Source organism: Robertmurraya kyonggiensis (genome assembly GCF_005116465.1).
GTDB classification, from domain to species: domain Bacteria; phylum Bacillota; class Bacilli; order Bacillales; family Cytobacillaceae; genus Robertmurraya; species Robertmurraya kyonggiensis.
The window spans coordinates 2,205,516-2,232,037 of sequence record NZ_SWBM01000001.1 but is presented as its reverse complement, the minus strand read 5'-3'; the positions used below and the strand labels follow the sequence as shown (position 1 = coordinate 2,232,037).

The 26,522-nt window shown below is 39.2% G+C and carries 29 protein-coding genes, 1 pseudogene and 1 other annotated feature; of the genes and pseudogenes, 27 read left to right on the top strand and 3 right to left on the bottom strand.

The annotated features are described in order from the left end of the window. Positions 1–118: 118 nt before the first annotated feature. The 16 genes and pseudogenes from FA727_RS11270 to pheA form a co-directional block, all read left to right on the top strand. Positions 119–322, top strand: a pseudogene (locus tag FA727_RS11270) (JAB domain-containing protein); the annotation flags it as partial. A 207-nt stretch (positions 323–529) separates the two neighbouring features. Continuing rightward, on the top strand, positions 530–1,552 hold the full coding sequence (locus tag FA727_RS11265; RefSeq protein WP_136830968.1) for a rod shape-determining protein: 1,023 nt from the start codon (positions 530–532) through the stop codon (positions 1,550–1,552). Positions 1,553–1,706: 154 nt separating this feature from the next. Then, on the top strand, positions 1,707–2,591 hold the full coding sequence (gene mreC, locus FA727_RS11260; RefSeq protein ID WP_136830967.1) for a rod shape-determining protein MreC: 885 nt from the start codon (positions 1,707–1,709) through the stop codon (positions 2,589–2,591). Then, positions 2,588–3,106 (top strand): rod shape-determining protein MreD, encoded by a 519-nt coding sequence (gene mreD / locus FA727_RS11255; RefSeq protein WP_136830966.1) that lies wholly within the window; start codon positions 2,588–2,590, stop codon positions 3,104–3,106. Before mreC ends, mreD begins: the two co-directional genes overlap by 4 nt. 228 nt (positions 3,107–3,334) lie before the next feature. Then, the gene (gene minC / locus FA727_RS11250) at positions 3,335–4,015 is read left to right on the top strand and encodes a septum site-determining protein MinC (RefSeq protein ID WP_136830965.1); all 681 of its coding nucleotides are present in this window, start codon (positions 3,335–3,337) and stop codon (positions 4,013–4,015) included. Between the two features lies 1 nt (position 4,016). Next, entirely contained in the window at positions 4,017–4,820 is an 804-nt protein-coding gene (gene minD, locus FA727_RS11245; protein WP_136830964.1) for a septum site-determining protein MinD, read from the top strand. Positions 4,821–4,922: 102 nt separating this feature from the next. After that, on the top strand, positions 4,923–5,717 hold the full coding sequence (locus FA727_RS11240; protein ID WP_438646615.1) for a peptidoglycan DD-metalloendopeptidase family protein: 795 nt from the start codon (positions 4,923–4,925) through the stop codon (positions 5,715–5,717). Continuing rightward, positions 5,710–6,576 (top strand): M50 family metallopeptidase, encoded by an 867-nt coding sequence (locus FA727_RS11235; RefSeq protein ID WP_194138512.1) that lies wholly within the window; start codon positions 5,710–5,712, stop codon positions 6,574–6,576. The genes FA727_RS11240 and FA727_RS11235 overlap by 8 nt, the downstream gene beginning before the upstream one ends. 64 nt (positions 6,577–6,640) lie before the next feature. Continuing rightward, positions 6,641–8,098: an Rne/Rng family ribonuclease gene (locus FA727_RS11230; RefSeq protein WP_136830963.1), complete on the top strand. Its 1,458-nt coding sequence runs from the start codon at positions 6,641–6,643 to the stop codon at positions 8,096–8,098. A 72-nt stretch (positions 8,099–8,170) separates the two neighbouring features. Continuing rightward, positions 8,171–8,249: a sequence feature (ribosomal protein L21 leader region), on the top strand. Between the two features lie 13 nt (positions 8,250–8,262). After that, complete coding sequence (rplU, locus tag FA727_RS11225; RefSeq protein WP_019154671.1) at positions 8,263–8,571, top strand: 50S ribosomal protein L21; 309 nt, start codon at positions 8,263–8,265, stop codon at positions 8,569–8,571. Between the two features lie 11 nt (positions 8,572–8,582). Beyond that, positions 8,583–8,915: a ribosomal-processing cysteine protease Prp gene (locus FA727_RS11220; protein ID WP_136830962.1), complete on the top strand. Its 333-nt coding sequence runs from the start codon at positions 8,583–8,585 to the stop codon at positions 8,913–8,915. 14 nt (positions 8,916–8,929) lie between these two features. Further along, positions 8,930–9,220, top strand: coding sequence for a 50S ribosomal protein L27 (rpmA, locus tag FA727_RS11215; protein WP_126407387.1), 291 nt, complete (start codon positions 8,930–8,932; stop codon positions 9,218–9,220). Positions 9,221–9,584: 364 nt separating this feature from the next. Continuing rightward, positions 9,585–10,127, top strand: a complete 543-nt coding sequence (locus FA727_RS11210; RefSeq protein WP_136830961.1) for a Spo0B C-terminal domain-containing protein — start codon at positions 9,585–9,587, stop codon at positions 10,125–10,127. Between the two features lie 65 nt (positions 10,128–10,192). Next, complete coding sequence (obgE, locus tag FA727_RS11205; protein ID WP_136830960.1) at positions 10,193–11,479, top strand: GTPase ObgE; 1,287 nt, start codon at positions 10,193–10,195, stop codon at positions 11,477–11,479. A gap of 27 nt (positions 11,480–11,506) precedes the next feature. Continuing rightward, complete coding sequence (locus tag FA727_RS11200) at positions 11,507–11,962, top strand: ACT domain-containing protein (RefSeq protein ID WP_136830959.1); 456 nt, start codon at positions 11,507–11,509, stop codon at positions 11,960–11,962. Between the two features lie 64 nt (positions 11,963–12,026). Further along, positions 12,027–12,887 (top strand): prephenate dehydratase, encoded by an 861-nt coding sequence (gene pheA / locus FA727_RS11195; protein ID WP_136830958.1) that lies wholly within the window; start codon positions 12,027–12,029, stop codon positions 12,885–12,887. A 423-nt stretch (positions 12,888–13,310) separates the two neighbouring features. Here pheA and FA727_RS11190 read toward each other — a convergent pair whose 3' ends face one another. Next, the gene (locus tag FA727_RS11190; protein WP_136830957.1) at positions 13,311–13,844 is read right to left on the bottom strand and encodes a transcription repressor NadR; all 534 of its coding nucleotides are present in this window, start codon (positions 13,842–13,844) and stop codon (positions 13,311–13,313) included. Between the two features lie 225 nt (positions 13,845–14,069). Between FA727_RS11190 and safA the strand changes: the two genes are divergently transcribed. From safA to yajC, 9 genes are all read left to right on the top strand, one after another. Further along, positions 14,070–16,091: a SafA/ExsA family spore coat assembly protein gene (gene safA / locus FA727_RS11185; protein ID WP_136830956.1), complete on the top strand. Its 2,022-nt coding sequence runs from the start codon at positions 14,070–14,072 to the stop codon at positions 16,089–16,091. Further along, a complete protein-coding gene (locus FA727_RS11180) occupies positions 16,084–17,073 on the top strand; it encodes a phosphotransferase (protein WP_158318838.1) in 990 nt (329 codons plus the stop codon). The genes safA and FA727_RS11180 overlap by 8 nt, the downstream gene beginning before the upstream one ends. Positions 17,074–17,134: 61 nt before the next feature. Then, positions 17,135–17,824 carry a YhcN/YlaJ family sporulation lipoprotein gene (locus FA727_RS11175; protein ID WP_136830954.1) on the top strand — a complete coding sequence of 230 codons (690 nt, stop codon included), beginning with the start codon at positions 17,135–17,137 and terminating at the stop codon, positions 17,822–17,824. A 388-nt stretch (positions 17,825–18,212) separates the two neighbouring features. After that, positions 18,213–18,725, top strand: a complete 513-nt coding sequence (locus FA727_RS11170) for an intercompartmental signaling factor BofC (RefSeq protein ID WP_136831067.1) — start codon at positions 18,213–18,215, stop codon at positions 18,723–18,725. 117 nt (positions 18,726–18,842) lie between these two features. Continuing rightward, positions 18,843–19,454 carry a Holliday junction branch migration protein RuvA gene (gene ruvA, locus FA727_RS11165; RefSeq protein WP_136830953.1) on the top strand — a complete coding sequence of 204 codons (612 nt, stop codon included), beginning with the start codon at positions 18,843–18,845 and terminating at the stop codon, positions 19,452–19,454. A 60-nt stretch (positions 19,455–19,514) separates the two neighbouring features. Further along, complete coding sequence (ruvB, locus tag FA727_RS11160; protein ID WP_136830952.1) at positions 19,515–20,516, top strand: Holliday junction branch migration DNA helicase RuvB; 1,002 nt, start codon at positions 19,515–19,517, stop codon at positions 20,514–20,516. A gap of 41 nt (positions 20,517–20,557) precedes the next feature. After that, positions 20,558–21,586 (top strand): tRNA preQ1(34) S-adenosylmethionine ribosyltransferase-isomerase QueA, encoded by a 1,029-nt coding sequence (gene queA / locus FA727_RS11155; RefSeq protein WP_136830951.1) that lies wholly within the window; start codon positions 20,558–20,560, stop codon positions 21,584–21,586. Positions 21,587–21,635: 49 nt separating this feature from the next. After that, entirely contained in the window at positions 21,636–22,775 is a 1,140-nt protein-coding gene (gene tgt, locus FA727_RS11150) for a tRNA guanosine(34) transglycosylase Tgt (protein WP_126407364.1), read from the top strand. Between the two features lie 38 nt (positions 22,776–22,813). Beyond that, positions 22,814–23,110, top strand: a complete 297-nt coding sequence (gene yajC / locus FA727_RS11145; RefSeq protein WP_126407362.1) for a preprotein translocase subunit YajC — start codon at positions 22,814–22,816, stop codon at positions 23,108–23,110. Between the two features lie 43 nt (positions 23,111–23,153). On the opposite strand, the gene FA727_RS11140 is transcribed toward yajC, so the two are convergent. Beyond that, on the bottom strand, positions 23,154–23,546 hold the full coding sequence (locus tag FA727_RS11140; RefSeq protein ID WP_136830950.1) for a TIGR04086 family membrane protein: 393 nt from the start codon (positions 23,544–23,546) through the stop codon (positions 23,154–23,156). A gap of 229 nt (positions 23,547–23,775) precedes the next feature. On the opposite strand from FA727_RS11140, the gene FA727_RS11135 reads away from it, so the two are divergent. Then, positions 23,776–24,420 (top strand): DUF421 domain-containing protein, encoded by a 645-nt coding sequence (locus FA727_RS11135; protein ID WP_136830949.1) that lies wholly within the window; start codon positions 23,776–23,778, stop codon positions 24,418–24,420. A 40-nt stretch (positions 24,421–24,460) separates the two neighbouring features. On the opposite strand, the gene spoVB is transcribed toward FA727_RS11135, so the two are convergent. Then, positions 24,461–26,023: a stage V sporulation protein B gene (gene spoVB, locus FA727_RS11130; RefSeq protein WP_136830948.1), complete on the bottom strand. Its 1,563-nt coding sequence runs from the start codon at positions 26,021–26,023 to the stop codon at positions 24,461–24,463. A gap of 205 nt (positions 26,024–26,228) precedes the next feature. On the opposite strand from spoVB, the gene FA727_RS11125 reads away from it, so the two are divergent. Next, positions 26,229–26,522, top strand: coding sequence for a post-transcriptional regulator (locus FA727_RS11125; protein ID WP_136830947.1), 294 nt, complete (start codon positions 26,229–26,231; stop codon positions 26,520–26,522).

Sequence of the window (26,522 nt, the reverse complement as noted above, 5' to 3'; positions counted from 1 at the left end):
GGGAAGTTAGATTGATAAATGGAAAGCCGTATACTCTGAGAGGAGTACGTACGGTTTGGGGGGGAGTTCTTGGAAACCTACTTAGGAAACTAAGCAAGGCACTGGGTTCTTACCCTACTTCAAGGAAGCACTTCGGCGCTCTGCAGCATCCGTTATTTGCCTTCATAATCATCCCTCAGGAGACCCCCAACCGAGTAGAGAAGATATTGAAGTTACTAAGCGTCTTGTGGAATCAGGGAAAATCATTGGCATTGAGGTCTTAGACCACTTAATCATAGGGGAAAATAAATTCGTTAGTTTAAAGGAAAAAGGATATTTGTGAGCCATTATGAAATTGATTCAACATTTATGCTCTAATGGCACTATGATTTTAAGTATGGTTGATCTATAATAATGGTTGTGATTTTAGAGCTTGATTAACTAATTAAATTTAATGAAACATGCTATAACAAACGAGGCATGGATGAACTTTTAAATCAAGGCATTTTAAGATTGCTTTACGATTCGTTTCAGAAAGGGAGATACAACTATGTTTGGAATTGGAACAAAAGACCTTGGAATAGATTTAGGGACAGCGAATACGCTCGTGTATGTTAAAGGACGAGGTGTCGTCGTTCGTGAACCATCTGTTGTCGCGTTACAAACTGATACAAAGCAAATTGTTGCTGTCGGAAATGACGCAAAAAATATGATCGGACGTACGCCAGGAAATGTTGTCGCACTTCGTCCAATGAAGGATGGAGTAATTGCTGATTATGAAACAACAGCAACGATGATGAAATATTATATTCGCCAAGCGACGAAATCGAAGGGTGTATTTAATGGAAAACCATATATTATGGTTTGTGTCCCTTCAGGTATTACAGCGGTTGAAGAACGTGCTGTTATCGATGCAACACGTCAGGCTGGCGCAAAAGATGCTTATACCATTGAAGAGCCGTTTGCAGCTGCCATTGGAGCAAATCTTCCTGTATGGGAACCAACAGGTAGTATGGTTGTCGATATCGGTGGAGGAACTACTGAAGTAGCAATCATTTCCCTTGGAGGAATTGTAACTAGTCAATCAGTACGCGTTGCTGGTGATGAAATGGACGAGGCGATTGTCAACTACATAAGAAAGACGTACAATCTCATGATCGGTGACAGAACCTCTGAAATGATTAAGCTAGAAGTTGGAAGCGCAGGAGATCCAGAAGGAATAGAAAACATGGAAATCCGTGGTCGTGACCTATTAACTGGTCTTCCAAAAACAATTGAAATTACGGCAGAAGAAATTTCAAAAGCTTTACGCGATACAGTGTATGCAATTGTGGATGCTGTAAAGGTAACATTAGAAAAGACGCCTCCTGAACTTGCGGCAGATATTATGGATCGAGGCATTGTTCTTACTGGTGGCGGTGCACTTCTTCGTAATCTTGATAAAGTAATTAGTGAAGAAACAAATATGCCAGTTTTAATTGCTGAAAATCCTCTTGATTGTGTGGCAATTGGAACAGGTAAAGCACTAGATAATATCAATTTATTTAAAAATCGAGCTAAGGAATCTCGTTAAGAAAATAAGGGGTGGCATTTTATGCCTCCTCCCTATTTTTTCTTTTATAAGAAAGTGTGCGTTGCCAAAGAATTATCTTAGATTACTATTTGCTTATGCCTTTCTTATATTCGAGATCTATTCTATTAATATGGTGATAAATGAGGTGTAACAGGTGCCACAATTCTTTCTGAATAAACGCCTGATTCTTTTGCTTGTCAGCATTATTATTCTCGTGGCATTAATTGGATTTTCTTTAAGAGAACGAGAAGAATTAACCGTGCCTGAGCAATTTTTGAAGGATGCAACTGGGTGGATACAAAATGTTGTTTCCCGGCCCCAAAGCTATGTAACAGGGATCTTTGAAAATATTAAGGATCTACAAAATACATATTCTGAAAATAAAGAGCTAAAGTCCCGTTTAGATGGATTGGCGAAGCTTGAATCAGATGTTCAACAACTAAAAAAAGAAAACAATGAGCTACGTGAAATATTGGATAAGAAGGATTCATTAAGTGCCTATTCTCCAATTCAAGCAACGGTAATAGGGCGAAATCCAGACCGTTGGCATGAGCTTTTAATCATTAATAAAGGGAAAACAAATGGGATTGAGCAGAACATGGCTGTTGTCTCTTCTAATGGTTTTATCATCGGAAAAGTTAAGAGCACGCAGCAATTTACTTCAACGATTCAGCTCTTAACCGCAATGGATCCAACAAATCGCATTTCAGCAGAAATTCAAGGAACTGATTCCTATTTTGGTACCATTGAGGGCTATGATGTTGAGCGTGAATTATTGGAGCTAAAGCGTATCCCGTATGATGCCAAAATCGAAAAGGATCAAACAGTCGTTACATCGGGATTAGGTGGGATTTTTCCAAAAGGATTACCGATTGGAAAAGTGGTTGACACTGAGCCGGATGAATTTGGTTTGAATCAGACTGCTTATGTGAAACCTGGAGCAAACTTTTATGATATTCAAAATGTAATGGTTGTGAAGAGAGACATGATGCAACCAGATTTAAGTGATATGGTGGATGATGAGGAGGAGGAACTTTGAGAAAATATCTTCTTCCTCTTTTGTTCATTCTCTTTTTTATCCTAGAGAGCTTATTTGTTCAAACACTTCCGGCAGAAGTTTTTAATAGTGAACGAATTCTCGCTCCACGATTCTTAATGATTGTGATATTGTTTATGACTCTTTATGGTCATCGCGATCAAGGATTGGTTTATGGCTTAGTATTCGGTCTTCTCTTTGATGTCGTCTATACAGAAATCATCGGGATTTATTTGTTCATGTTCCCTTTAATTGCCTATATAGCTTCGAAATTGATGAGAATTCTCCAATCGAATATAGTCGTTGTTTCTGTCATTTCTATCTTATGTGTTGTCTTACTTGAGCTAGGCGTGTATGAAATGAATTACTTAATCAATATCACAAATATGGACTTTTCGTTATTTTTAAATCAACGATTATTTCCAACGATCGTCTTAAATTTGGCGTTTATCATTATTTTTGCATATCCTTTAAAGCGAATTTTTGAAAAATATGCAACTTCTTTACGAGAGGACTAATGGAAAAAGATTGATTCCTTCTTGTGTTTTATACGATAAGGATCAACTAAGAGAAAATAACTTTCAAACAAAGTACGTGAAAAGATTATTGGAAAAAGGACTTTTTGCTATCTTTGTCGAATTGAATAGTGGTATATGTTTCGTAGAAAAAAACCGAATTTAAATCGATTAAAAAAATAAATCACTGCAATAAGTGAATTCGCTTTTCCATGAGGTGAACATCTTGATATGAAGAAAACACAAAATGTCCTGATTAAAGGGACAAAAGACGGTTTAACATTGCATTTAGATGATCAATGTTCCTATGAAAAATTAAAAATGGAACTGAATGAGAAACTGACAGAAAATCAAAGGGTGAATGAAGATCATCCCCTTATAAGTGTCAGTGTTAAAATCGGCAACAGATTTTTAACGGATGTGCAACAGGAAGAAATCAAAACGATTATCCGTCAAAAAAAGAATCTAGTTGTTGGCTCAATTGACTCAAATGTAATAGCTAAATCAGACGCTGAGCAAATGATGCGAGAAAATGAAATTGTTTCCGTAGCGCGAATTATTCGCTCGGGACAAGTCCTTGAGGTTCCTGGCGATTTATTGTTAATTGGCGATGTAAATCCAGGTGGCAAGGTCGTGGCAGGCGGAAATATTTTTATTATGGGTGCATTAAAAGGAATTGCTCATGCAGGTGCCAATGGTAATTCGAATGCGGTCATCTCAGCTTCTCTTATGATGCCAACACAATTAAGAATTAATGATGCCATAAGCAGATCTCCAGATATTACTGGAGATGAGGAGAAACGAGAAATGGAATGTGCTTATATTGATCATACTGACCAAATTATTATTGATAGATTACAAGCTTTGATGCATCTAAGACCAAATTTAACGAGATTGGAAGGGGGATTCTAAAGTGGGAGAAGCAATTGTTGTAACATCTGGTAAAGGTGGCGTTGGAAAGACGACCACATCTGCTAATATTGGTACGGCTTTGGCCCTTCAAGGTAAAAAAGTTTGTTTAGTAGATACTGATATTGGTTTAAGAAATTTGGATGTCGTAATGGGCCTTGAGAATCGCATTATTTACGACTTAGTGGATGTCGTTGAAGGCCGTTGCAAAATTCATCAAGCTCTTGTTAAGGACAAGCGTTTTGAAGATCTACTTTATTTATTGCCAGCTGCTCAAACAAGCGACAAGTCTGCAGTGAACCCAGAGCAAATGAAGGTTCTAATGGAATCTCTTAAACAGGAGTACGACTATATTATAATCGATTGCCCAGCAGGAATCGAGCAAGGTTATAAAAATGCTGTTGCAGGTGCTGATAGGGCGATTGTTGTCACAACTCCTGAAGTTTCTGCTGTAAGAGATGCGGATCGAATTATTGGCCTTCTTGAAAAAGAAGAAAATGTTGCTCCACCTAAATTAGTCATTAATCGTATTCGTAGTCATATGATGAAAAGCGGAGATATGCTTGATGTAGATGAAATTACGACACACTTATCAATTGAGTTAATTGGAATTGTAGCTGATGATGATGAAGTGATTAGAGCTTCAAATCATGGCGAACCAATTGCTTTAAATCCAAATAGTCGTGCATCTATTGCTTACCGCAATATCGCCCGAAGAATTTTAGGGGAATCAGTCCCCCTTCAACCGCTTGATGAAGTGGATACAGGTGTCTTTTCCAAACTAAAAAAATTCTTTGGAGTTAAATAATATTACACACAAACACCGAGGGAAACCTCGGTTTTTTCTATGCGATTTTTTCCCTACCATTCTTGTCATATCTCAGGTGGACAACTCATAGACTTGTACAAAATGGTTAAAGGGAATGGTGGGGACATGTCTAGAGCGGATGATGTAAGAAGAAGATTGGCAAAGCGGAGGCGTGATAGAGAGAAATTTTCTCGAAATAGTGATGCAGATCGCTATTTGGTAGTGGATGATGAAGAGAAATATGGCTTTGATAAGTTTTCTTCTTATGAAGGTGGGCCTGGAGAAGGAGGTCACCCTTTATTCAATAAAGAGATGTTTCTTTTTAAAATATTGGCTTCTGCCAGCTTAGTGCTTGTAGTGGCCATTCTTTTTCGCAACGGAGAGGCAAAACTAGAGCCGATCAAGAATTTTGTAGCACAATCGATGGAACAAGATTTTCAATTTACTGCCGTTTCTGATTGGTATGAAGAGCAGTTTGGGAAACCATTGGCACTCCTTCCAAGCGACAACAAAGAGGAAGCGAATGAAGCAGAGGTCACACAGGAATATGCTCTTGAGGCTGCCCGCATTTTAGAAGACTTTGAAGAAAATGGGCAAAAGGTTTCGATTGAAACAGAAAAGGGTGCGGCCGTTAATGCGATGAGTGAAGGAAGAGTACGCTATGTTGGTAATGAGGAGGGCTTTGGAAAAACAGTCATCATCCAGCATGCCGATAAAAGTGAAACTTGGTATGGAAACTTGCAATCGATTGACGTGAGTCTTTATGAATCGATTAAAAAGGGGACAAGTGTTGGGGTGGCATCTGATAATGCAGACGGTACAAAGGGAATGTTTTACTTTGCTATAAAAAAAGGGGATGATTTTATCGACCCGATACAGGTGATACAATTTGACTAACTTCCTTTCCATGTTAAATAAGATCTATATCCATCCATTGCTATGGGTTGTTGTGGCAATAGCGGTTGTGACTGCGCATTTTATTGAACTATCCCTCCTCCTTTTGATTATTTTCTTTCATGAAATGGGACATGCGGTCGCAGCTTCTTTTTTTTCATGGAGAGTAAAACGGATATCTTTTCTACCCTTTGGTGGCGTGGCGGAAATTGATGAACACGGAAATCGTCCTCTAAAAGAAGAAGCTATTGTGACCTTGGCTGGACCGATTCAGCATCTGTGGTTACTGGTTGTCGCTTTTTTACTTTATCAATTTAATCTAATCTCCGATTTTATTTATACGAATTTCGTCCAATTTAATTTAATGATTCTTATTTTTAATTTACTCCCCATTTGGCCTTTAGATGGAGGGAAATTTGTATTTCTGTGGCTTTCTTTAAAGGAATCATTTCCGAAAGCGTTCAGACTAACGTTACATATTTCAATATTTGCATTAACGATATTTGTCCTCATGATTCTTTTAATTGAACCGATCAATTTGAATGTGTGGATTATTGTCGCCTTTATTATCTTTACTTTGCATTATGAATGGAAGCAAAGTCGCTATGTGTTTATTCGATTCCTAATGGAACGGTATTATGGAAAAACGAGTGAATTTCGAAAGCTTAAGCCGATTGTGGTTGAAGAAGATGCTCTCGTTATGGATGTTTTAGAGCAATTTCAAAGGGGCTACAAGCACCCAATAGTTATTGAGAAGGATGGGAAAGAAACGGGACTTCTTGATGAAAACGAACTGCTCCATGCCTATTTTGCTGAAAAACAACTAACAGCCAAGGTCGGAGAGCTATTATATCCATATTAAGATTTGAGAAATCCAGCCTCTTATCAGATAATATAAGGAATGTAGAAGATAAGGGGTATTTGGAGTGGAACAATTAATTGTAAATAGTTTGGGAAGAGAAAAACGGTATGCATTATTAAATAAAGGTGTACTTGAGAAGTTAGTCATTGAACAGCCAGCGATGCAATCAATGGTTGGGAACATATATTTTGGAACGGTTGAGAAGGTTCTTCCTGGGATGAATGCCGCTTTTATTGATATTGGCCTAGAGAAAAATGGTTTTCTCCATCGAGATAAGCTTCCTTCTTTTTTAGCAAAGAAAGAGGATAAGAATATTTCTTCTTATGTTCATCAAGGTGAAAAATTACTTGTTCAGGTGGAAAAGGATCCAACAGGTAATAAGGGTCCGAGGCTTACTGGGATTATTGAATTGAACGGAGAATTCTTAGTTTATATGCCAAAAGGTAGGCAAGTGGCTGTTTCGAAAAAAATAGAGAACTCAGAAGTTCGAGAACAGTGGCGCCAATTTGGGAATCAAGTAAAGAACGAAGAAGAAGGATTTCTATTTCGAACGAATTGTGTGGAACGGACGGAAGATGAGGCTAGTAGAGAGTTGTTGCGATTAAGAGAAAAATACGAGCAATTGCTCACATTCGCAAAAGGGATGAAAAGGACGGGGCTTCTATATGAGAAAAATTCCTTTTTGGCAGAAGTGACAGCAATCATGAAACAAATGAAGACTGGAGCAGTGGTTGTTGATCAGCTTGAATGGAAAAAAGAGCTTTCGTTATTGAATCCGAATCCAGAAATTGAAGTCGTATATCATCAGGCAAAGGAAAATATTTTTTCCACCTATCGAGTAGAGCATGAAATTGAAAGAGCATTGAACTCGGTCGTTCCTTTAGAAAATGGTGCCTATTTGATTTTTGATGAAGCCGAAGCATTAACGATTATTGATGTGAATACGGGGAAGTTCTCAGGAAAGCAGCTATTACAAGATACGGTGTTAAAAACAAATGAGCTAGCAGCAGAAGAAATTGCTCGTCAAATTCGAATTCGAGATTTAGCAGGTATTATCCTTATCGACTTTATTGATATGGTCGATTCAAAAGCGCGAGAGCAAGTAAAGCGGAAAATGGAAAATGCGCTAAAAAAGGATGAGCGGAGGACGAGAGTTGTTGGCTTCACTCCACTCGGCATTTTACAGTTAACAAGAATGAAAACAAAGGTGTCTATTTCAGAAAGCCTGATGACATCGTGTAACACTTGTGAGGGCCTCGGAAAGGTGTTAAGCCCTGCGACTGTTGCCTATCAAATGGAGCGAGAATTGCTGGAACAAAGAGGTCGTGATGAAGAAGCCATTTTAATTGAGGCAACAGCTGTAGTAAGAGATGCTTTTGCTGGTGAAAGTAATATGCACCAGAAAACATTGGAAGAAATCATCGGGATGAAAATCTTTTTTACAATCGAAGAAGCTCCTAAACCTTACTATTTGATTAGACAGTTAGGTGGATTGAGGGATATTGAGCAAGAAACGAATTAGACGTGCTCTGGAATTAATATTGACACGTATAGTCGGTCTATGATAATATTTTCATGTTATGTTTGTAGCGCACCCGTGCTACAACCGCACAGACCAGGTCTTAAAGTTTTTCTTTTTGAAAACACCTGAAATGGCGAGTCTGAGTCTAAGAGGAGGTGCAGTTCATGTACGCAATTATCGAAACTGGTGGTAAGCAAATCAAAGTAGAAGAAGGTCAAGCTATCTACATTGAAAAGCTAAACGCTGAAGCAGGCGAAACAGTTACATTTGATAAGGTTTTATTCGTTGGTGGCGAAAACGTTAAAGTTGGTAGCCCTGTTGTAGAAGGAGCTTCTGTAACAGCTAAAGTTGAAAAACAAGGTCGCGCTAAGAAGATCATTGTTTTCAAATACAAAGCGAAGAAAAACTATCACAAGAAGCAAGGTCATCGTCAGCCATACACTAAAGTTGTTATTGAAAAAATCAACGCGTAAGGCGGTTTAAGATGATTCAAACAACGATTTATCGTACTGAATCTGGACGAATACAATCGTTTACTATTAGTGGTCATGCCCTCTTTGCAAACCATGGCAATGACATTGTTTGTGCAGGAGCTTCTGCTGTTTCCTTCGGAGCGATTAATTCCATTATCGCCCTCACGAAAGTGGAACCAGAAATTGAGCAAGAAGAAAATGGCTTTCTCCGCTGCGTTATTCCTGATAATCTCTCGGAAGACGTTCAAGAGAAGGTACAGCTATTGCTTGAAGGGATGATCGTGTCTTTACAGACGATTGAAAGAGATTATGGGAAATATATAAAAATAACCTTCAAAAAGTAGGAGGTGGAATAGTAATGTTAAGATTAGATCTTCAGTTTTTCGCTTCTAAAAAGGGAGTAGGTTCTACAAAGAACGGTCGTGACTCAATCTCTAAGCGCCTTGGTGCTAAACGTGCAGATGGTCAGTTCGTAACAGGTGGTTCTATCCTTTATCGTCAACGTGGAACAAAGATTTATCCAGGTGTGAACGTAGGTAAAGGTGGAGACGATACTCTATTCGCGAAAGTGGATGGTGTCGTTAAATTCGAACGCCTAGGACGTGACCGTAAGCAAGTGAGCGTCTACCCAGTAGCTCAAGAAGCTTAAGTCTTTAAAAACTCTAACCGCTTTGGTTAGAGTTTTTTTAGCTTTTAGGGGCGGTGGCATTTGAGTGTGATTTTTGGTTTTGACCGATATAATCGATTGAAGACCGATATTTTTGGACGAAGACCGATATAATTGGATAAAGACCGATATACTTGGACGAAGACCGATATACTCGATTGTAGACCGATATGTCAGTTTTAAGCCAACATTTTTAGACCGAATTACCCTTATTTCACAGTTAAGAATCAGGGTGAATAACTCATTTTTAACGGATATCAAAAAACGAATCTGAAAACTAGCCTATATACTGATTTTTTTTGATATACTAGCAAGAAGAAGGCAGTTATACTTAGGAGTGCTTTGTATGAAAAAAGATTGGGACACTGTTGAGATATTACGACACACTCGACATGATTGGCTAAATAAAATTCAATTGATAAAAGGGAATCTTTCTTTAAACAAAATCGACCGCGTCAAAGAGATTATTAATGAAATCGTGGATGAGACTAGGCAAGAAACGAAGCTATCCAACCTTAACATTCCTCAGTTTGCAGCATTGCTTCTTACATATAATTGGGAAAGTCATTCCATTCACCTTGAATTTGAAATCATAGAAGACATACATGGTTCAACAAGTAGTTATATTAATGATGAGCTACTTGCTAATTGGACAATTGGATTTCTAGAAGAATTAGACAAATCCATTAAAGCTTTTCACGAAAATCATTTGTCTGTAACGATTGAAAGACAACCATCAGGCATCGGTTTCTTTTTTGATTTTAGAGGAATAATAACAGACATAGAGCAAGTTCAACAATTTTTACAACAGCAATCATCCATTGAAAATAAAGTGCATGAGCTTTCAGAACAAGAGCTATCACTTGAAGTATTTTTACCATATCAATAAAAAATGGTGGATTCTCGTCATGTGATGATTCATTGATTTAGCTACTACCGACGGGAGGAACAAAAATGTTCGTAGATCAGGTTAAGATATATGTTAAAGGCGGAGATGGCGGCAATGGAATGGTCGCATTTCGTCGTGAAAAATATGTACCAAAAGGTGGCCCAGCTGGTGGCGACGGCGGAAAGGGTGCAGACGTTGTTTTTGAAGTAGAAGAAGGTCTAAGAACGTTAATGGATTTTCGCTACAAACGTCATTTTAAAGCACCACGTGGTGAGCACGGCATGTCTAAAAATCAGCATGGTCGAAATGCGAAGGACATGATTGTAAAAGTACCACCGGGCACAGTTGTGACTGATGCAGCAACAAAAGAAGTTATCGCTGACTTAACGGAACATGGTCAAAGAGCGGTTATTGCTCGAGGTGGACGTGGCGGAAGAGGAAACTCAAGATTTGCGACACCTGCCAACCCAGCTCCTGAGCTATCTGAGCATGGAGAGCCTGGAATTGAAAAAGAAGTGGTATTAGAATTAAAGCTTCTTGCTGATGTGGGTCTTGTAGGGTTCCCGAGTGTTGGAAAATCAACCTTACTATCGGTTGTTTCTTCTGCGAAACCGAAAATTGCAGACTATCATTTCACAACCATTGCTCCAAACTTAGGAATGGTTGAAACCGAAGATAGCCGAAGCTTCGTTATGGCTGATTTACCGGGATTAATTGAAGGTGCCCACTCTGGCGTAGGGTTAGGTCACCAATTCCTAAGACATATCGAAAGAACGCGTGTAATCGTTCATGTCATCGATATGGCTGCAATGGAACAAAGAGATCCATATGAGGATTATGTAACCATCAATAATGAATTAAAAGAGTATAACTTAAGGCTGACAGAAAGACCACAAATTATTGTTGCGAATAAAATGGACATGCCAGAAGCAGAAGAAAATTTAGAGAAATTTAAATCTCAGCTGCAGGAGGACTATCCGATTTTTCCAATATCAGCAGTGACGAGAAAGGGATTAAGAGATCTTCTATTTGCAATTGCTGATAAAATTGAAGAAACACCTGAATTCCCTCTTGTACATGAGGAAGAATCAGAGGTTAATCGAGTTCTTTATAAGCATGAAGCAGATCAAAAGGAATTTGTCATTACAAGAGAGTCTGATGGCAGCTTTGTTGTTTCGGGTGATGCAGTTGAGCGTCTATTTAAGATGACAGACTTCTCAAGAGATGAATCAGTCCGCCGTTTTGCAAGACAGCTTCGAGGAATGGGTATAGATGATGCCCTTAGAGAACGTGGTATCAAGAATGGCGATATCGTTAAACTGTTAGATTACGAATTTGAATTCCTTGATTAATTGCCGTTTTGTACTGGAGTGGGGAATATGAGTAAAGATAAATTAGATAAGAAATTCTACTTGGTTCGTGAGGATGTTTTGCCTGAAGCAATGAAGAAGACTCTTGAGGCAAAGGAAATGATCGAGCGAAAAAAAGTAGAATCAGTATGGGATGCTGTACAACAGGTTGATTTAAGTCGCAGTGCTTTTTATAAGTACCGCGACACGGTTTTCCCTTTTCACACAATCGTAAAAGAAAAGTTAATCACCTTATTTTTTCATTTAGAGGATCGTTCAGGCACGCTCTCTCAGCTATTAGGGGTCGTTGCTTCAGCTGGATGTAACGTGTTAACGATCCACCAAACCATTCCGTTACAAGGAAGAGCTCAAGTGACGCTTTCTTTGAATATTACAGGGATGGTGATCGAAATTAATGAGCTTTTATCGAACTTAAGAAAGCTTGAATTTGTTGAAAATGTAGAGGTATTAGGTTCGGGGGCATAAGAGAATAGAGTAAAGGCGTCCTGTATATAAAGAAAAGGATGAGCTTCAGGGGAGGAAAGGCATAATGAAAATAGCTTTTTTGGGTCCGAATGCAACGTTTACGGATATTGCAGTACGTGAACTTTTTCCGAATGATGAAGGTATTCCCTATATTACGATTCCAGATTGCCTGGATGCTGTTATAAAAGACGAAGTAGATGCTTGTGTGGTACCGTTAGAAAACGCACTTGAAGGTTCGGTCAATATTACACTTGATTACTTAATTCATGAAATGAATCTTCCGATTTTAGCAGAAGTAACAGCTCCAATTCGACAGCATTTAATGGTTCATCCCGATCATCAGCACGATTGGCAACAGATAGAGGTCATCTATAGTCACTCTCATGCCATTGCTCAATGCCATAAATTTCTTCATCATCAATGTAAGGGTATGAAAAGAATTAGTGTTACCTCTACAGCAGCGGCAGCAAAATATGTTCTGGAGCATCCAGAAATAAAGGCTGCTGCTATTGCGAATGAGCTTGCTGCAAAGGAATATGGATTAACGATTGCGAAGGCTGATATTCATGATTTTGATTTTAACCATACGCGTTTTATTGTTTTAGCGAAACAACCCATTGAAATGGTGAACCAAACATTACAGGTTGCAGGTAATAAAACGACTTTGATGATTACTTTGCCAGATGACGACCGCTCTGGTGCGTTACATCAAGTTTTATCCGCTTTTGCTTGGAGAAAGCTGAATTTATCTAAAATCGAATCCCGTCCAACGAAAACGGGATTAGGCAATTATTTCTTCATTGTCGACATTGAAATGAGCATGGATGATGTCTTGATTCCAGGTGCCATTGCAGAATTAGAAGCTCTAGGCTCTACAGTTAAAGTGTTAGGGAGTTATCCATATTATCATATTAATAAAAAATAAGGCAGGGATATTTCCTGCCTTTTTAGATCCACTATGGGCAAAATCCTTCGCTTGCATGGTTCTCTCTTTTAATTAGGATGTCTTGACTTGAATCGAGTACCCTGCAAAAGTAAGTTAGCGGAGATTATCCGGTTAAATGCAGAATGGAGCTCGTTTCGAGGGAAATAAGGGAAAGATTTCCGTTTTTGCAAAGAAAAATCCCCCATATTCGCATTTTTCGAGTCCATTGACGGAATTTCTACGTCTATTTAAGCCTTTTTTTATACTTATTACTGAATAGAGGAAATTTTTCCTTCTATTTTAAAAAAAAATCAATTGAATCCTCTTATCCCCCGATTGATAAGCTCTCCAACACCCAGATATGGTACTGAAAACGGCACTACAAACGCCAGAAGGTTTGACAATCTGCAGCTGCACTAACACTTATTCAATTAGAAATCCATTTTCCCTAAGGGCTTCTACAGCTTTGTCCAATGCTTCTTCAGAAGGAGCTGAAATCGTATGAAGATGAATGCCTTCTGTTAATTCTGAAAGATAGGACGCTTTAGTCGTCTTGATTTTTTCTACAAAATGTTCGACTTCCTTTGGCGAAGAGACCATGATGGAAGCAGTTAAGTCTCCGTAAACAGAATGTTCGATTTTAACATCTACTACTGTCACACCATGATTCACTAATAGGAGTAATTCCTCTTCTGCTCTTTCCGGTGTATGGGAAGAGGCAATGATCCGTTTGAATTTTTTAAAGGTAGAAGATTGGCTCATATATAAATATCCTTGACTTGTTGCAATAATCGGTTCATTTTTAGCCTTTAAGAGTGTGATGTCTCCAACAATGACTTGTCTGCTGACATTGGTTCTAGTGGCTAATTCACTCCCAGTAAGGGGCTCTCTGCTTGTTTTAAGTAAACTTAAGATGAACTCTCTTCTTTCTTCACCTAGTATTTTTTTTCCATTCAATGTAACTCACCCTTTTTTATTCCATATATTTAAAGTTTATCGTAGATCGTTTAACAGGTCGACCAATTCGATCAGAATAATGATATTTTTCGACTCATTTAGAAATTGTTCCCACATCCAATATCATAATTTTTCTTGGTAAAGCATAAGTTTTTTTGAAGATTATTAGCAAATTACCTACACCATCATACAATATATGGACATTTGCATAGGAGGGAAGACAGCGTGAAGATCCATATCGTTCAGAAAGGGGATACTCTTTGGAAAATCGCCAAGAAATATGGCGTGAATTTTGAAGAGCTGAAAAAATTAAATTCCCAGCTCAGTAATCCTGACATGATTATGCCCGGTATGAAAATAAAAGTTCCGACTGCAAGTGGAAGCGTAACAAAAGAGGCTACCATTGGCGGTAAAGAAACAAAAATTAATTTGGGCGTAAAGAAAGAACAGCAGCTCCCATTCGTAAAAGAACAGCCAAAAGAAGCACCTATCCAGGCAGCTGAGCAAGCACCTGCTCCTGTTCAAGAAGCACCAAAAGCAGAAGTTGCCAAAAAACCATATGTGCCAAAAATGCCAAAACCGATTCTTCCAGAGATCGATATTAATAATTACTTTACGATGAATATGGCCAATATTAATGCAGCGCCGAAACCAGCGCCAAAGTCAACGAATATTATGCCAAAAATACAACCATACGAACCTAAACAAAAGGCTGCGAAGGAAGAAGAACAGCCAACCAAAGGAGGTACGCAACAACCGATGTATCCCAATAAACCATTTTATCCTGTTTCTCCAGCGATGCAAGGTGCAGGATATCCGAATCAACCATTCCCGCAGGTTCAAGGTGCGTTTGACCAGCCTAATTTTCCAAATTTACCTGGAGTAGAAAGTGCTTACGACGAAGAAGAATCACCGATGTTTCCGAATCAACCATTAGGGGTAATGGGTGCACAAGCAAATGCACCATTGTCACCTATGGCAAATATGCCAGCAATGCCACAAGAACAGGTGGCGCCAATGATGCAAGCGCCATATCCATTTCCGCCTTATCCAGCTCACTTATTTCCAGTGTCACCAGTGATGCCAGGTCCAGGTCCACTTCCGGCTTTTCATCACCATCATCCATGTCCGCCGCCTATGTACCCAATACCAGGAGTGGCGGGTGCATATGAGGGTCCGAATATGCCAATGATGCCAGAAGTAGCTGGAGCATATGAAGGCCCAAACATGCCGAACATGCCAGGAGTAATGGGAGTATATGAAGGTCCAAATATGCCGAATATGCCAGGAGTAATGGGAGCATATGAAGGTCCAAATATGCCGAATATGCCAGGAGTAATGGGAGCACATGAAGGCCCAAATATGCCGATGATGCCAGAGGTGGCCGGGGCACATGAAGGTCCAAATATGCCGAACATGCCAGGAGTAATGGGAGCATATGAAGGTCCAAATATGCCGAACATGCCAGGAGTAATGGGAGCATATGAAGGTCCAAATATGCCGAATATGCCAGGAGTAATGGGAGCATATGAAGGTCCAAATATGCCGAATATGCCAGGAGTAATGGGAGCATATGAAGGCCCAAATATGCCACAAATGCCAGGAGTAATGGGAGCATATCAAGGTCCAAATATGCCACAAATGCCAGGAGTGATGGGAGCATATGAAGATCCAAACATGCCGAACATGCCAGGAGTAATGGGAGCATATGAAGGCCCAAATATGCCACAAATGCCAGGAGTAATGGGAGCATATGAAGGTCCGAATATGCCACAAATGCCAGGAGTAATGGGAGCATATCAAGGTCCAAATATGCCACAAATGCCAGGAGTAATGGGAGCATACGAAGGCCCAAACATGCCGAATATGCCAGGAGTAATGGGAGCATACGAAGGCCCAAACATGCCGAACATGCCAGGAGTAATGGGAGCATATGAAGGCCCAAATATGCCACAAATGCCAGGAGTAATGGGAGCATACCAAGGTCCAAACATGCCAAATATGCCAGGAGTAGCTGGAGCATACCAAGGTCCAAACATGCCAAATATGCCAGGAGTAGCTGGAGCATACCAAGGTCCTATGGATGACTGTGGATGTGGAGGTCCAAGATTATTAGGCACGTATGGTCCTAGTAATTATGGATGGAGTGGAGCTCCAATCTATCCACAACCATTCGTCGGCAATCCCTATTTGAATCCATATGGTCCGACAGGAAATCTTCCACAAAGTGAAGATTTGGATGATTAATCATACCGGAGACGATTTTTTTTTGAATCGTCTCTTCTCTTATTTAAATAGCCAATTACCATGCGAAATCATGTACATAAAACCATTCGGGAGAAAAATATATTTCGTTGAAAGTTCTCTTGGCCCATTTATATTAAAAAGCTTTCGTTTTTATGAGCTTCTGCGCAAGCAGCAATTATTAATAGCGGATTTAAAGAAAGCTGGTTTTCTTCACACATCTTTTTTTCTTTTTGAAGAACAGGAACCATTGTTTTTTGAAAATGTATACTATGGATGTTTAGAATACATTCCCCCATCATCAACGCCTTTCACCTTTAACAATCCAAAAGATAGACATGAAGGTCTAATTCTTTTAGAAAAATTTCATCGCTTATCTGAGAGTTCGGTCGAGCTAAGTATGTATCCACTTAAAAAATACCCTCTCGTCAACAAGTGGAGACGGCGCGTTACCGAATTTATAAGCAATCTTACTTTCATCAAATTATTAATAAAAGAAGAACTGCTCTACGAATTGCTCGCATGGGCAACTTGGTCTTTGGAAGGTATAGAAAGAGAGTGGGCCACTATCGAAGATGAATCAGTTGTAGTATTGCATGGGGATCTTGCGCATCATAATTTTATTCGTTCTTTAAATGGAGAGTTATACTTAATCGATTTTGATTTGATTGCGCTTGGAAATCAACGATTCGATTATCTCCAATTCGCGAATCGAATTCTGCCTTTTATCGATTGGTCCATGGAAGAACTTAATCGTTTTGAAAAAATGAAGCCATTCCTGAAGGAGAAGTTTTTTCTGTATGGCTTAGCTTTTCCGACGGATATTTTTCGTGAGTGGAATTATTTGATTCGAGAAAACCATTACGATAAAACGGAATTCGTGCAACAATTGCTTGATTTCACAGTTAGTCAATTCCATTCAAGACGACGATTTTTTGATCAAATCCAAAGAATGGTCGTATCTGACAGAATGAAAAATGAATAACCCTCACACTCTAATAGAGAGCATTGGTCATGCTCTTATCTAGTGTAAGGGGGGTATTTCAATGCAAAAAAAATTAATGGTTCCGGCCACGATTCTTATGGCGATAGGACTGACAGCCTGTGGGAATAATGATGAAGCAACGGATGGAGATGTAAACCCAGCTCTCCCAATGGGCTATTATTCAAATGAACATCATGAGGAAAGTGGAGGAAACACAGATTGGATAAATGAAGATAACGATGGTCCTGCAACAGAATTAATGGACCATACCCTAGGCGGCGAGGGTGAAGAAAGCACCATAAGAGGAGTTAATAATGAATCAGCACCAGATGGGAAGTATAGGGATACTTTATTTAGTCGCAGTGACCGAAATTATCATGGCCATTTAAATAATCTAAATGGTGGGGCAAGAAGTGCCTATTATACAAACTATAGTGGGACTTTGGCTAAAAAAATCGGTAAGAATGCCGCTTCTGTTGTGAATGTGGCAGATGCTCGTGCACTTATCCATGGCGATCAAGTTCTCGTGGCGGCGGTGCTAGAGGATCAAGGGCGGGTAAATGAAACAAAGGCTTCTATCGAGGATGCGGTAAATCCACAATTAAATGGAAAATCTCTTACAATTGCTACCGATGATAGTACGTATAGTCGAGTTCGTACGCTTGATAATGATCTACGTGAAGGTGGCCCAAAAGATATGGTCAATGAGGAAATCGATAATATCTTTAAGTCCATCAATAATAACCGCTAGCAGGAAGAAGTCAGCCGCAATTCGAGCTGGCTTCTTTCTTTGAGGCTCTTTTCTCAAACTTTGTTGCTATTGGAGCAAAAAATCAATGAATTTATCTTTGTTTTTAATGATAATTAGTCGTAAATCAATGAGAAAAGAGCTTGTAAACTATTTAGGAAGCACTAAATAGCAATTTCTACGTTAAAATCGGCTGATAGCCAGCGGCCGCTGGCCAACGGTAGTAGGATTTTAACAACAATCAATACGAAAACAGCCTTCTTTGAAAAAATCCTTTCCGAAAAAAAGGATATTTTATGAAAAAATGGTCACAATAGTATTGGAGTTTTTAAAATGAATTTGGCCAAAACAGGCGCTAAACGAGGTGACCAATGTGCTAAACAAAAGGTCTATGATTTCTATATTGTTTGCAATTCTATTCATTGGATTTGAATATAGTGTGCCAGTTCATGGGCAAATGAATGATTCAAAAGAAACGATGGATTTTGACCCAATCGAAGTACAGGTTGTCCTAGAAAGAATGTACTTAGATGGGGAATACAGCCAAGAAATCGTCAAGGAAACGATTTGGTCGATGGAAGATTTTTGGGCTAAATATGAGGACTGGGAGTTAATAGACATGACGGAGAATGAAGTGGTTTTTCGTGAATATGTCGATGATATCTCTCCTTTATTAAAAACGAATGGCTATTTCGGGATTTCTAGCGATGGTACCTTAACGATTTTTAATGGTAGGCCGCAAACGTCGAAAATCATCCATACTTTTTTTCAATTAGACATGGGAAAGCTTGAAAGCAAGAAACAAGAGGAATTGAAACAAGGTATACGGATAAAAAATAAGGATCGTTATGTGGAAGTGCTAGAAACATTTAAACATTATACCTTGGATAAACAAGCAAATTAGGGACCGAGTAAATCGGTTCTTTTTATTTTGCCCACTCATTTTTGAACGCTATAGTTTCTTTATGAGAAACCGAAACTATGATACAATGGGGTACAGCAAAATAGAGGGGCGAATGTAGTGTTTGAGTTTATCGAAGGTAAGGTTGATTTTGTAGGACCTGAATATATAGTACTAGCAACGAACGGGATTGGGTTTCAAATTATGACGCCAAATCCGTTTATTTATTCAAAGGATCAAGGTCAAGAAGCAAAGGTGTATACATATCATTATGTCCGTGAAGATATCATGGCGTTATATGGCTTTCAATCTCGACAGGAAAAAACACTTTTTACAAAATTACTAAACGTTTCGGGAATTGGCCCAAAAGGTGCTTTAGCCATTCTAGCATCAGGCGAACCAGAACAGGTTGTTGATGCAATAGAAAATGAGGACGAAGCTTTCTTAGTGAAGTTCCCAGGGGTCGGGAAGAAGACTGCAAGACAAATGATTCTTGATTTAAAAGGAAAGCTTCAAAATGTGGTACCGGATTTCTTCCCAGACTTATTTGCGCCAGAAAGAGGCGAAAGAACGGTTCAGGCTACGAATCAAGAGTTGGAAGAAGCAATGTTGGCTCTGAAGGCATTAGGATATTCTGAAAAAGAAATCAAGAAGATTGAGCCAGTTCTTCAGAAGGAATCTTTATCAACGGATCAGTACATAAAATTGGGATTACAAAAATTATTACGCTGATCGTGCATTTAAAAGCGTAAATTTGTACTAAAATGGAAACCTACGAAAGGGGTGACGAGAATGGATGAACGGATTGTTTCAGGTGAGGCGGATATGCAGGAACTCTCCCTAGAACAAAGCTTACGTCCTCAAACCCTTAGACAATATATTGGGCAAGATAAAGTAAAAGAAAATCTCGAAGTATTTATACAAGCTGCTAAGCTACGAAAAGAAACGTTGGATCATGTTTTACTATATGGCCCGCCAGGCCTTGGAAAAACGACTTTAGCTACGATTATCGCGAATGAGATGGGTGTACATATTCGAACAACTGCAGGTCCAGCGATTGAACGACCAGGCGATTTAGCCGCCATTTTAACAGCATTAGAGCCAGGAGATGTCCTATTCATTGACGAAATTCATCGACTTCCACGTTCAATTGAGGAAGTCCTTTATCCTGCAATGGAGGATTTTTGTCTAGATATCGTAATTGGAACTGGTCCGAGCGCTAGGTCCGTTCGCTTGGAACTCCCACCTTTCACACTAGTTGGAGCGACAACAAGAGCGGGAGCTTTATCTGCACCTCTTCGTGACCGATTTGGTGTACTAAGTAGATTAGAGTATTATCGTGAAGACCAATTAAGGGAGATTGCCATTCGAACAGCTGAGGTTTATGAAATTGAGATTGAACCTCAGGCAGCAGTTGAAATTGCGAGACGATCAAGGGGAACTCCAAGGATTGCTAATCGTCTATTACGAAGAGTCCGTGATTTTGCTCAGGTTCGTGGCAATGGAGCAATTGACCATCAATTGGCACAGGAGGCGTTGGAGCTTCTTCAGGTCGATCGTTTAGGCTTAGACCATATTGACCATAAATTATTAAGAGGGATCATTGAGAAATTTCGCGGTGGTCCAGTAGGATTAGAAACGATTGCGGCCACAATAGGAGAAGAAGCGACAACTATTGAGGATGTATATGAGCCATATTTGTTACAGATTGGTTTTCTTCAAAGAACTCCTCGAGGGCGCATGGTAACAGACCTTGTATATCAACATTTCCACATGGAATTACCGTCGCAATAAAAAATATTTAGCAGCTATTTACTAGAAACAGGGTGACATCATTGAAGGTAGATTTATTTGATTTTCATTTGCCAGAAGAATTGATTGCGCAAACCCCGCTGCAAGATCGTACGAGCAGTAGACTTATGGTTTTAAACAAAGAAACTGGTGAAATTGAACATGAGACTTTTAAAAATATAAAAAACTATTTGCGTGCGGGAGACTGTATTGTTTTAAACGATACGAGAGTTTTACCTGCAAGGCTATTCGGCGAGAAAGAAGACACAGGTGCAAAAATTGAAGTGCTTCTTTTAAAACAGGTCGAAGGAGATACATGGGAAACCCTTGTAAAACCAGCGAAGCGGATTAAGGAAGGTTCTGTTATTACTTTTGGTAATGGCCTTCTTTCCGCTATTTGTGTTGGTGAAAAGGAGCATGGTGGCCGACTCCTTAAGTTTAGTTATGAGGGAATCTTTTATGAAGTGCTAGAAGCCTTAGGCGAAATGCCTCTACCACCTTATATAAAGGAGCAACTAGAGGACAAAGACCGCTATCAAACGGTATATGCCAAGGAACGGGGATCAGCGGCAGCACCAACGGCAGGACTTCATTTTACGGAAACTCTTTTAGAAGAGTTAAAGGAAATGGGCGTACATATTGCTTTTATTACGTTGCATGTAGGGCTTGGTACATTCCGTCCTGTAAGTGTGGATGATATCGATGAACATGAAATGCATGCAGAATTCTATCAAGTATCAGAAGAGACAGCAACGTTGCTTAATGAGGTTCGCCAAAATGGGGGAAGAATAGTTACTGTAGGGACGACTTCCACAAGAACGTTAGAAACCATTGCGAGTGCATATGATGGGAAATTTGTTGCGGCTAGTGGATGGACAAGTATTTTTATTTATCCAGGCTATGAATTTAAAGCGATTGATGGAATGATTACAAATTTTCATTTGCCAAAATCAACGCTCATTATGTTAGTGAGTGCGTTAGCAGGTAGAGAACATGTGTTGAACGCCTATAATACAGCAGTTGAGGAAAAGTATCGTTTCTTTAGCTTTGGCGATGCGATGTTAATTATTTAGACAAAGTTATTATTTAGTAGCTTCTAAAAGAAGCAGGAGGTACGGTAGATTGACAGCAATACGTTATGAATTAATTAAAACATGTAAACAAACTGGTGCAAGACTTGGGCGCGTACATACACCACACGGTTCTTTTGAAACACCTGTATTTATGCCAGTTGGGACACTTGCGACGGTTAAAACGATGTCCCCTGAAGAATTAGTACAAATGGGAGCAGGGATTATCCTAAGTAACACTTATCATTTATGGTTACGCCCTGGACATGAAATTGTCAAAGAAGCTGGTGGACTTCATAAATTTATGAATTGGGACCGCGCCATTTTAACAGATTCAGGTGGATTCCAAGTGTTTAGCTTAAGTGAGTTCCGTAAGATTGAAGAAGAAGGTGTTCACTTCCGAAATCATCTGAACGGAGATAAGCTATTTTTATCTCCAGAAAAAGCGATGGAAATTCAAAATGCCCTTGGTTCTGATATTATGATGGCATTTGACGAATGTCCTCCTTTCCCCGCAACTTTTGATTATATGAAGAAGTCGGTTGAAAGAACGTCTAGATGGGCGGAGCGATGCTTAAATGCTCATCAGCGTCCAAATGATCAAGGTCTCTTTGGAATTGTTCAAGGTGGAGAATATGAAGAACTACGAAAGCAAAGTGCGAAGGATCTTGTGTCTCTTGATTTCCCAGGCTATGCAGTCGGTGGTTTGTCAGTTGGTGAGCCGAAGGATGTCATGAACCGTGTGCTTGAATTTACAACACCATTGCTACCGAACAATAAGCCAAGATATTTAATGGGAGTTGGTTCTCCTGATTCATTGATCGATGGAGCGATTCGTGGAATCGATATGTTTGATTGTGTGTTGCCATCAAGGATTGCCCGCAATGGTACATTGATGACAAGCGAAGGTCGTCTTGTTGTGAAAAACGCTAAATTTGCGAGAGATTTTGGACCAATTGATCCGAATTGCGATTGCTATACATGTAAAAATTATAGCCGCGCTTACATTCGCCACTTAATTCGTTGTGATGAAACGTTCGGAATTCGACTTACGACTTATCATAACCTATATTTTCTGTTAAAATTAATGGAGCAAGTCCGTGAAGCAATTCGTGAGGATCGATTAGGGGACTTCCGAGAAGAATTTTTTGAAAGATATGGCTTCAATAAGCCCGATGCAAAAAACTTCTAAATAAGTTATGAGAATAGTTTTGAAGGGAGGTTAAATATATGGGAGGCACTTTAGGAACAATAGCACCACTTATTTTAATGTTTGCGATTTTCTACTTTTTATTAATTCGCCCACAACAAAAGCGTCAAAAAGCAGTTCAACAAATGCAAACGAACTTAAAAAAAGGTGACAAGATTGTCACGATTGGTGGATTACATGGTATCGTCGATGCAGTTGATGAAGGTAAAATTGTTATCAAATGTGGAGATGGAAGCCGTCTTACATACGACCGTGCAGCTGTACGTGACGTAGTTGAGTCTGCACCAGAAACAAGTGATATGTTAGCAAAGAGCTAATAATAACAGAAAGCGCCCTATTCAATCTAGGGCGCTTTTGTTTTTATACACTCCGAGTTTTCGGTGTTGTTATATTGACTCCAAGAATACCACCCATCATAGCCGTTAAAATGTAGCAGACATGATAAATGATTTGTTCGACGGAAAATAAGCTATCATACCCCAGATATTGAAATAAGAAAATGATTAGGGTATATAGAATTCCTGTTAATGATCCGATAAGCCAACCTTTTTGCTTGCCCTTACCTCCTGAAACAAAACCTCCAACAAATAGAGTAATAAAAGTAATGGCAGTCGTCACAATTCCAAGTGAAGATTCCTGTGTAGACGTAAATCTTAAAATAAGTGAAAAAATAAAACTACTAATAATCAGCAGTAAAAAAACCGCAATTACGCCGAATAAAACCGCACTCCCAAAGCTTTTTGACTCCTCTATTTTGAACCTCTCCCCTCAACTAAAAGTAGCAATGTTTTCTTTATAGAGCTATTCCATATTCTTAGTACATGCTTATTCAAATTGTAGGAAAAATAGAATCTTTTTGTTATCTAATTTCTTAGTTTTCACAAGTTAAGAAGAGAAGAAATTAGGACATATTGAAATATATTTGTCATTAACGTTCATAATAAGAGAGTACAGGTATTTTTTATGAAAAAGGGGATCAGGGATGCATGAGATTTTCACCATATTAATTAGGACGGTCTTTTTGTATGCACTTATTATCGTGATTTTTCGTGCAATGGGTAAACGCGAGATTGGAGAATTAAGTATTTTAGATTTAGTTGTGTATATTATGATTGCGGAAATGGCTGTTATCGCGATAGAAAAACCACGTGACGAGCTATATCATAGCGTTATACCAATGATTCTTTTAATGACGATCCAAATTGTTTTTGCCCTTATCTCGCTCAAAAGCAAAAAGTTTCGGGATGTTGTGGAAGGAAAACCTATTTTGATCATCAATCATGGGAAAATTGATGAAAAAGAGATGAAAAAACAAAGATACAATTTTGATGATCTGTTGCTACAGCTTAGAGAGAATAATATTCGTAACATCGCTGATGTGGAATTTGCGATTTTAGAAACTTCTGGAAAGCTGACTGTTTTTAAAAAGGAAGAGAAAATTGGAGGGATTACGATTCCTCTCATTGTCGATGGCGAGATACAGGAAAAAAATCTCGAACGAATTGAAAAAAATCAGTTATGGCTGAGACAAGAGCTTCGAAAAAAGGGCTATAAGGAGATCAAAAACATCTCCTTTTGTAGTTTTCAGGACGGGGAGTTCTTCATTGATGTGAAAAGTCCAATGTGAAAGGAGGCGGGTACACTACCTGCCTCCTTTCATTCTGTTCCTATCGAAAGGCTAACCTTGAAAGTGCTTGGCCAATTATCGGGATGCGATTAAGGTCGTTCTTGCGAATTAATCCAAATGCCAGTAGAAGTGAACAATATGCGAAACTAATAACAAGTGTAGCAATGATAAGTTTCATCACGATCGACATTTCTCCTGATAACTGTTGATAGGTTAGTGCTCCAGCCCAACCAGAGAGTCCCATTACAAGAAATGCTAACAAATAATCTCGTACATAAAAGGTAAAGGAAATCTTTTTCATGACTGTGGCAAAGTGAAGGAAGGTCACTAATACGATACCGACAATGATTCCCAGTGCAACCCCATTAATGCCGAAGTTCGGCTGACTCGCAAGTGCGAAAATAACAGCTAGTTTTACAGCAGAGCCTATTAAACTGTTGATCATAGCAGCTCTTGCAAGATCTAATGCCTGTAGAGTCGCTTGAAGGGGACCCTGATAATAATAGAGCAGGTAAAATGGAGCCATTATTTTAATAAAAAAGAAGCCTGATGCAGAACCGTACATCGCTTTCATAAGCGGTTCTGCTAATACATACATAATGACGATAGCTAGTCCACCAGTCAAAAAGACAAAGCGAAGAGCCTGCTGCAACCGGTATTCGATTAACCCTGTATCTTGTTTCGAATGGGCTTCACTAATAGCTGGTACGAGCGATGTGGATAAGGAATACGTAATAAAAGAAGGTAATGCCAAAAGTGGCATGGCAAATCCCGTAAGTGAGCCGTATTGTTTTGTTGCAAGAGCAGTCCCAATCCCTGCCAGAGCCAAACTCAGAGAAACTACGATTGGTTCAAAAAACCACGAAAGATTCCCAATTAATCTGCTCCCAAGTGTCGGAAGACTTACCCCCATCAGCTCTCGAAATGTGGATCTTCCAGCCTTTATTTGTGAGAAAAACTTTTTTCTTACCCGGAACTTCTTTTTCATCTTAAACGCTGTAAACAAATAAATCATCGAAAGTAGTTCACCGATAACAGCTGCTAGCATTGCTCCTGCTGCAGCATATTCAATTCCATATGGTAAAAACATTTTGGTGAATACGGCAATTAACGCAATCCTCACGATTTGCTCAATCACTTGCGAATAGGCTGCTGGTTTCATGTTTTGTCGACCTTGGAAGTACCCTCGAATGACCGCAGATACGGCGACAATTGGAATGATTGGTGTAATCGCAAGTAACGGCCATTTTGTGCGATCGTCTGTAAATAAAAGGTCTGACAAGTATGTTGCACTGAAAAATAGGGCTGGTGTAAAAATAAGCGATAAGGAAACCGTGGTTGCTAACGATACGACAAGGATTTTCTTAATCTTTCTAAAATCGCCTTGGGCCTCTGCTTCTGCAACACTCCTTGAAATTGCTACTGGTAGGCCGAGCTGGGTAATGGCAATGACAAGCATAAGAGTCGGGAATACCATCATGTACAATCCTACGCCCTCTTCCCCAATCATTCGGGCTAGGACAATACGATTAATAAATCCAAGAATTCTTGTTACTAACCCTGCAACTAGTAAAATAATCGTACCTTTCAAAAACTTGGACATTATGCTCCCGCCTTCTTCTCTATGTAAATCAAGCAAAATATGAATCTAAAAAAGTGTTTCAACGAGATTTAGGTATATTTTGCTACTTTTTTATCGAAGTTTCTTTATGAAAGTCGTTTGATCATATACAATTATTTATATGCACCTTAGTGGACAAAGCATGACAAGTGCAAATAATTTAGTTTTATACTAGGGGGAGTCTCAGATGGCCGTTCATGCGTATGAACGATTTCGCAATGATGTTAAACCAGCATTAAAAAGTAAAGTAGAAGAATTGAGTCTCCTTGGATATGGGACGATTCAAGAGCAGCAATTGTGGGATTTCCTAATTAATAAGAAATGGAAGCGTGTAAAGGAAGACATCAAATTGTTTGAGATTGTAGAAGAGGTCATGTCTGTTAAGGCTGGAGAATATATGAATTATGCTTCAGTAGAAGCCCTAAAGCTAACAGAGTTTTCCTTTGATAATGAGGAGGAACTGAAAGAACTTTTAAAATAA

What these genes read in the sequence shown, in the direction of transcription:
- FA727_RS11265 (WP_136830968.1), top strand. Translation starts at nt 530, where the DNA reads ATGTTTGGAATTGGAACAAAAGACCTTGGAATAGATTTAGGGACAGCG.
- minC (WP_136830965.1), top strand. Translation starts at nt 3,335, where the DNA reads ATGAAGAAAACACAAAATGTCCTGATTAAAGGGACAAAAGACGGTTTA.
- FA727_RS11240 (WP_438646615.1), top strand. Translation starts at nt 4,923, where the DNA reads ATGGTTAAAGGGAATGGTGGGGACATGTCTAGAGCGGATGATGTAAGA.
- rplU (WP_019154671.1), top strand. Translation starts at nt 8,263, where the DNA reads ATGTACGCAATTATCGAAACTGGTGGTAAGCAAATCAAAGTAGAAGAA.
- FA727_RS11220 (WP_136830962.1), top strand. Translation starts at nt 8,583, where the DNA reads ATGATTCAAACAACGATTTATCGTACTGAATCTGGACGAATACAATCG.
- rpmA (WP_126407387.1), top strand. Translation starts at nt 8,930, where the DNA reads ATGTTAAGATTAGATCTTCAGTTTTTCGCTTCTAAAAAGGGAGTAGGT.
- FA727_RS11210 (WP_136830961.1), top strand. Translation starts at nt 9,585, where the DNA reads ATGAAAAAAGATTGGGACACTGTTGAGATATTACGACACACTCGACAT.
- obgE (WP_136830960.1), top strand. Translation starts at nt 10,193, where the DNA reads ATGTTCGTAGATCAGGTTAAGATATATGTTAAAGGCGGAGATGGCGGC.
- FA727_RS11200 (WP_136830959.1), top strand. Translation starts at nt 11,507, where the DNA reads ATGAGTAAAGATAAATTAGATAAGAAATTCTACTTGGTTCGTGAGGAT.
- pheA (WP_136830958.1), top strand. Translation starts at nt 12,027, where the DNA reads ATGAAAATAGCTTTTTTGGGTCCGAATGCAACGTTTACGGATATTGCA.
- FA727_RS11180 (WP_158318838.1), top strand. Translation starts at nt 16,084, where the DNA reads ATGATTAATCATACCGGAGACGATTTTTTTTTGAATCGTCTCTTCTCT.
- FA727_RS11175 (WP_136830954.1), top strand. Translation starts at nt 17,135, where the DNA reads ATGCAAAAAAAATTAATGGTTCCGGCCACGATTCTTATGGCGATAGGA.
- FA727_RS11170 (WP_136831067.1), top strand. Translation starts at nt 18,213, where the DNA reads ATGATTTCTATATTGTTTGCAATTCTATTCATTGGATTTGAATATAGT.
- ruvB (WP_136830952.1), top strand. Translation starts at nt 19,515, where the DNA reads ATGGATGAACGGATTGTTTCAGGTGAGGCGGATATGCAGGAACTCTCC.
- yajC (WP_126407362.1), top strand. Translation starts at nt 22,814, where the DNA reads ATGGGAGGCACTTTAGGAACAATAGCACCACTTATTTTAATGTTTGCG.
- FA727_RS11135 (WP_136830949.1), top strand. Translation starts at nt 23,776, where the DNA reads ATGCATGAGATTTTCACCATATTAATTAGGACGGTCTTTTTGTATGCA.
- spoVB (WP_136830948.1), bottom strand. Translation starts at nt 26,023, where the DNA reads ATGTCCAAGTTTTTGAAAGGTACGATTATTTTACTAGTTGCAGGGTTA.
- FA727_RS11125 (WP_136830947.1), top strand. Translation starts at nt 26,229, where the DNA reads ATGGCCGTTCATGCGTATGAACGATTTCGCAATGATGTTAAACCAGCA.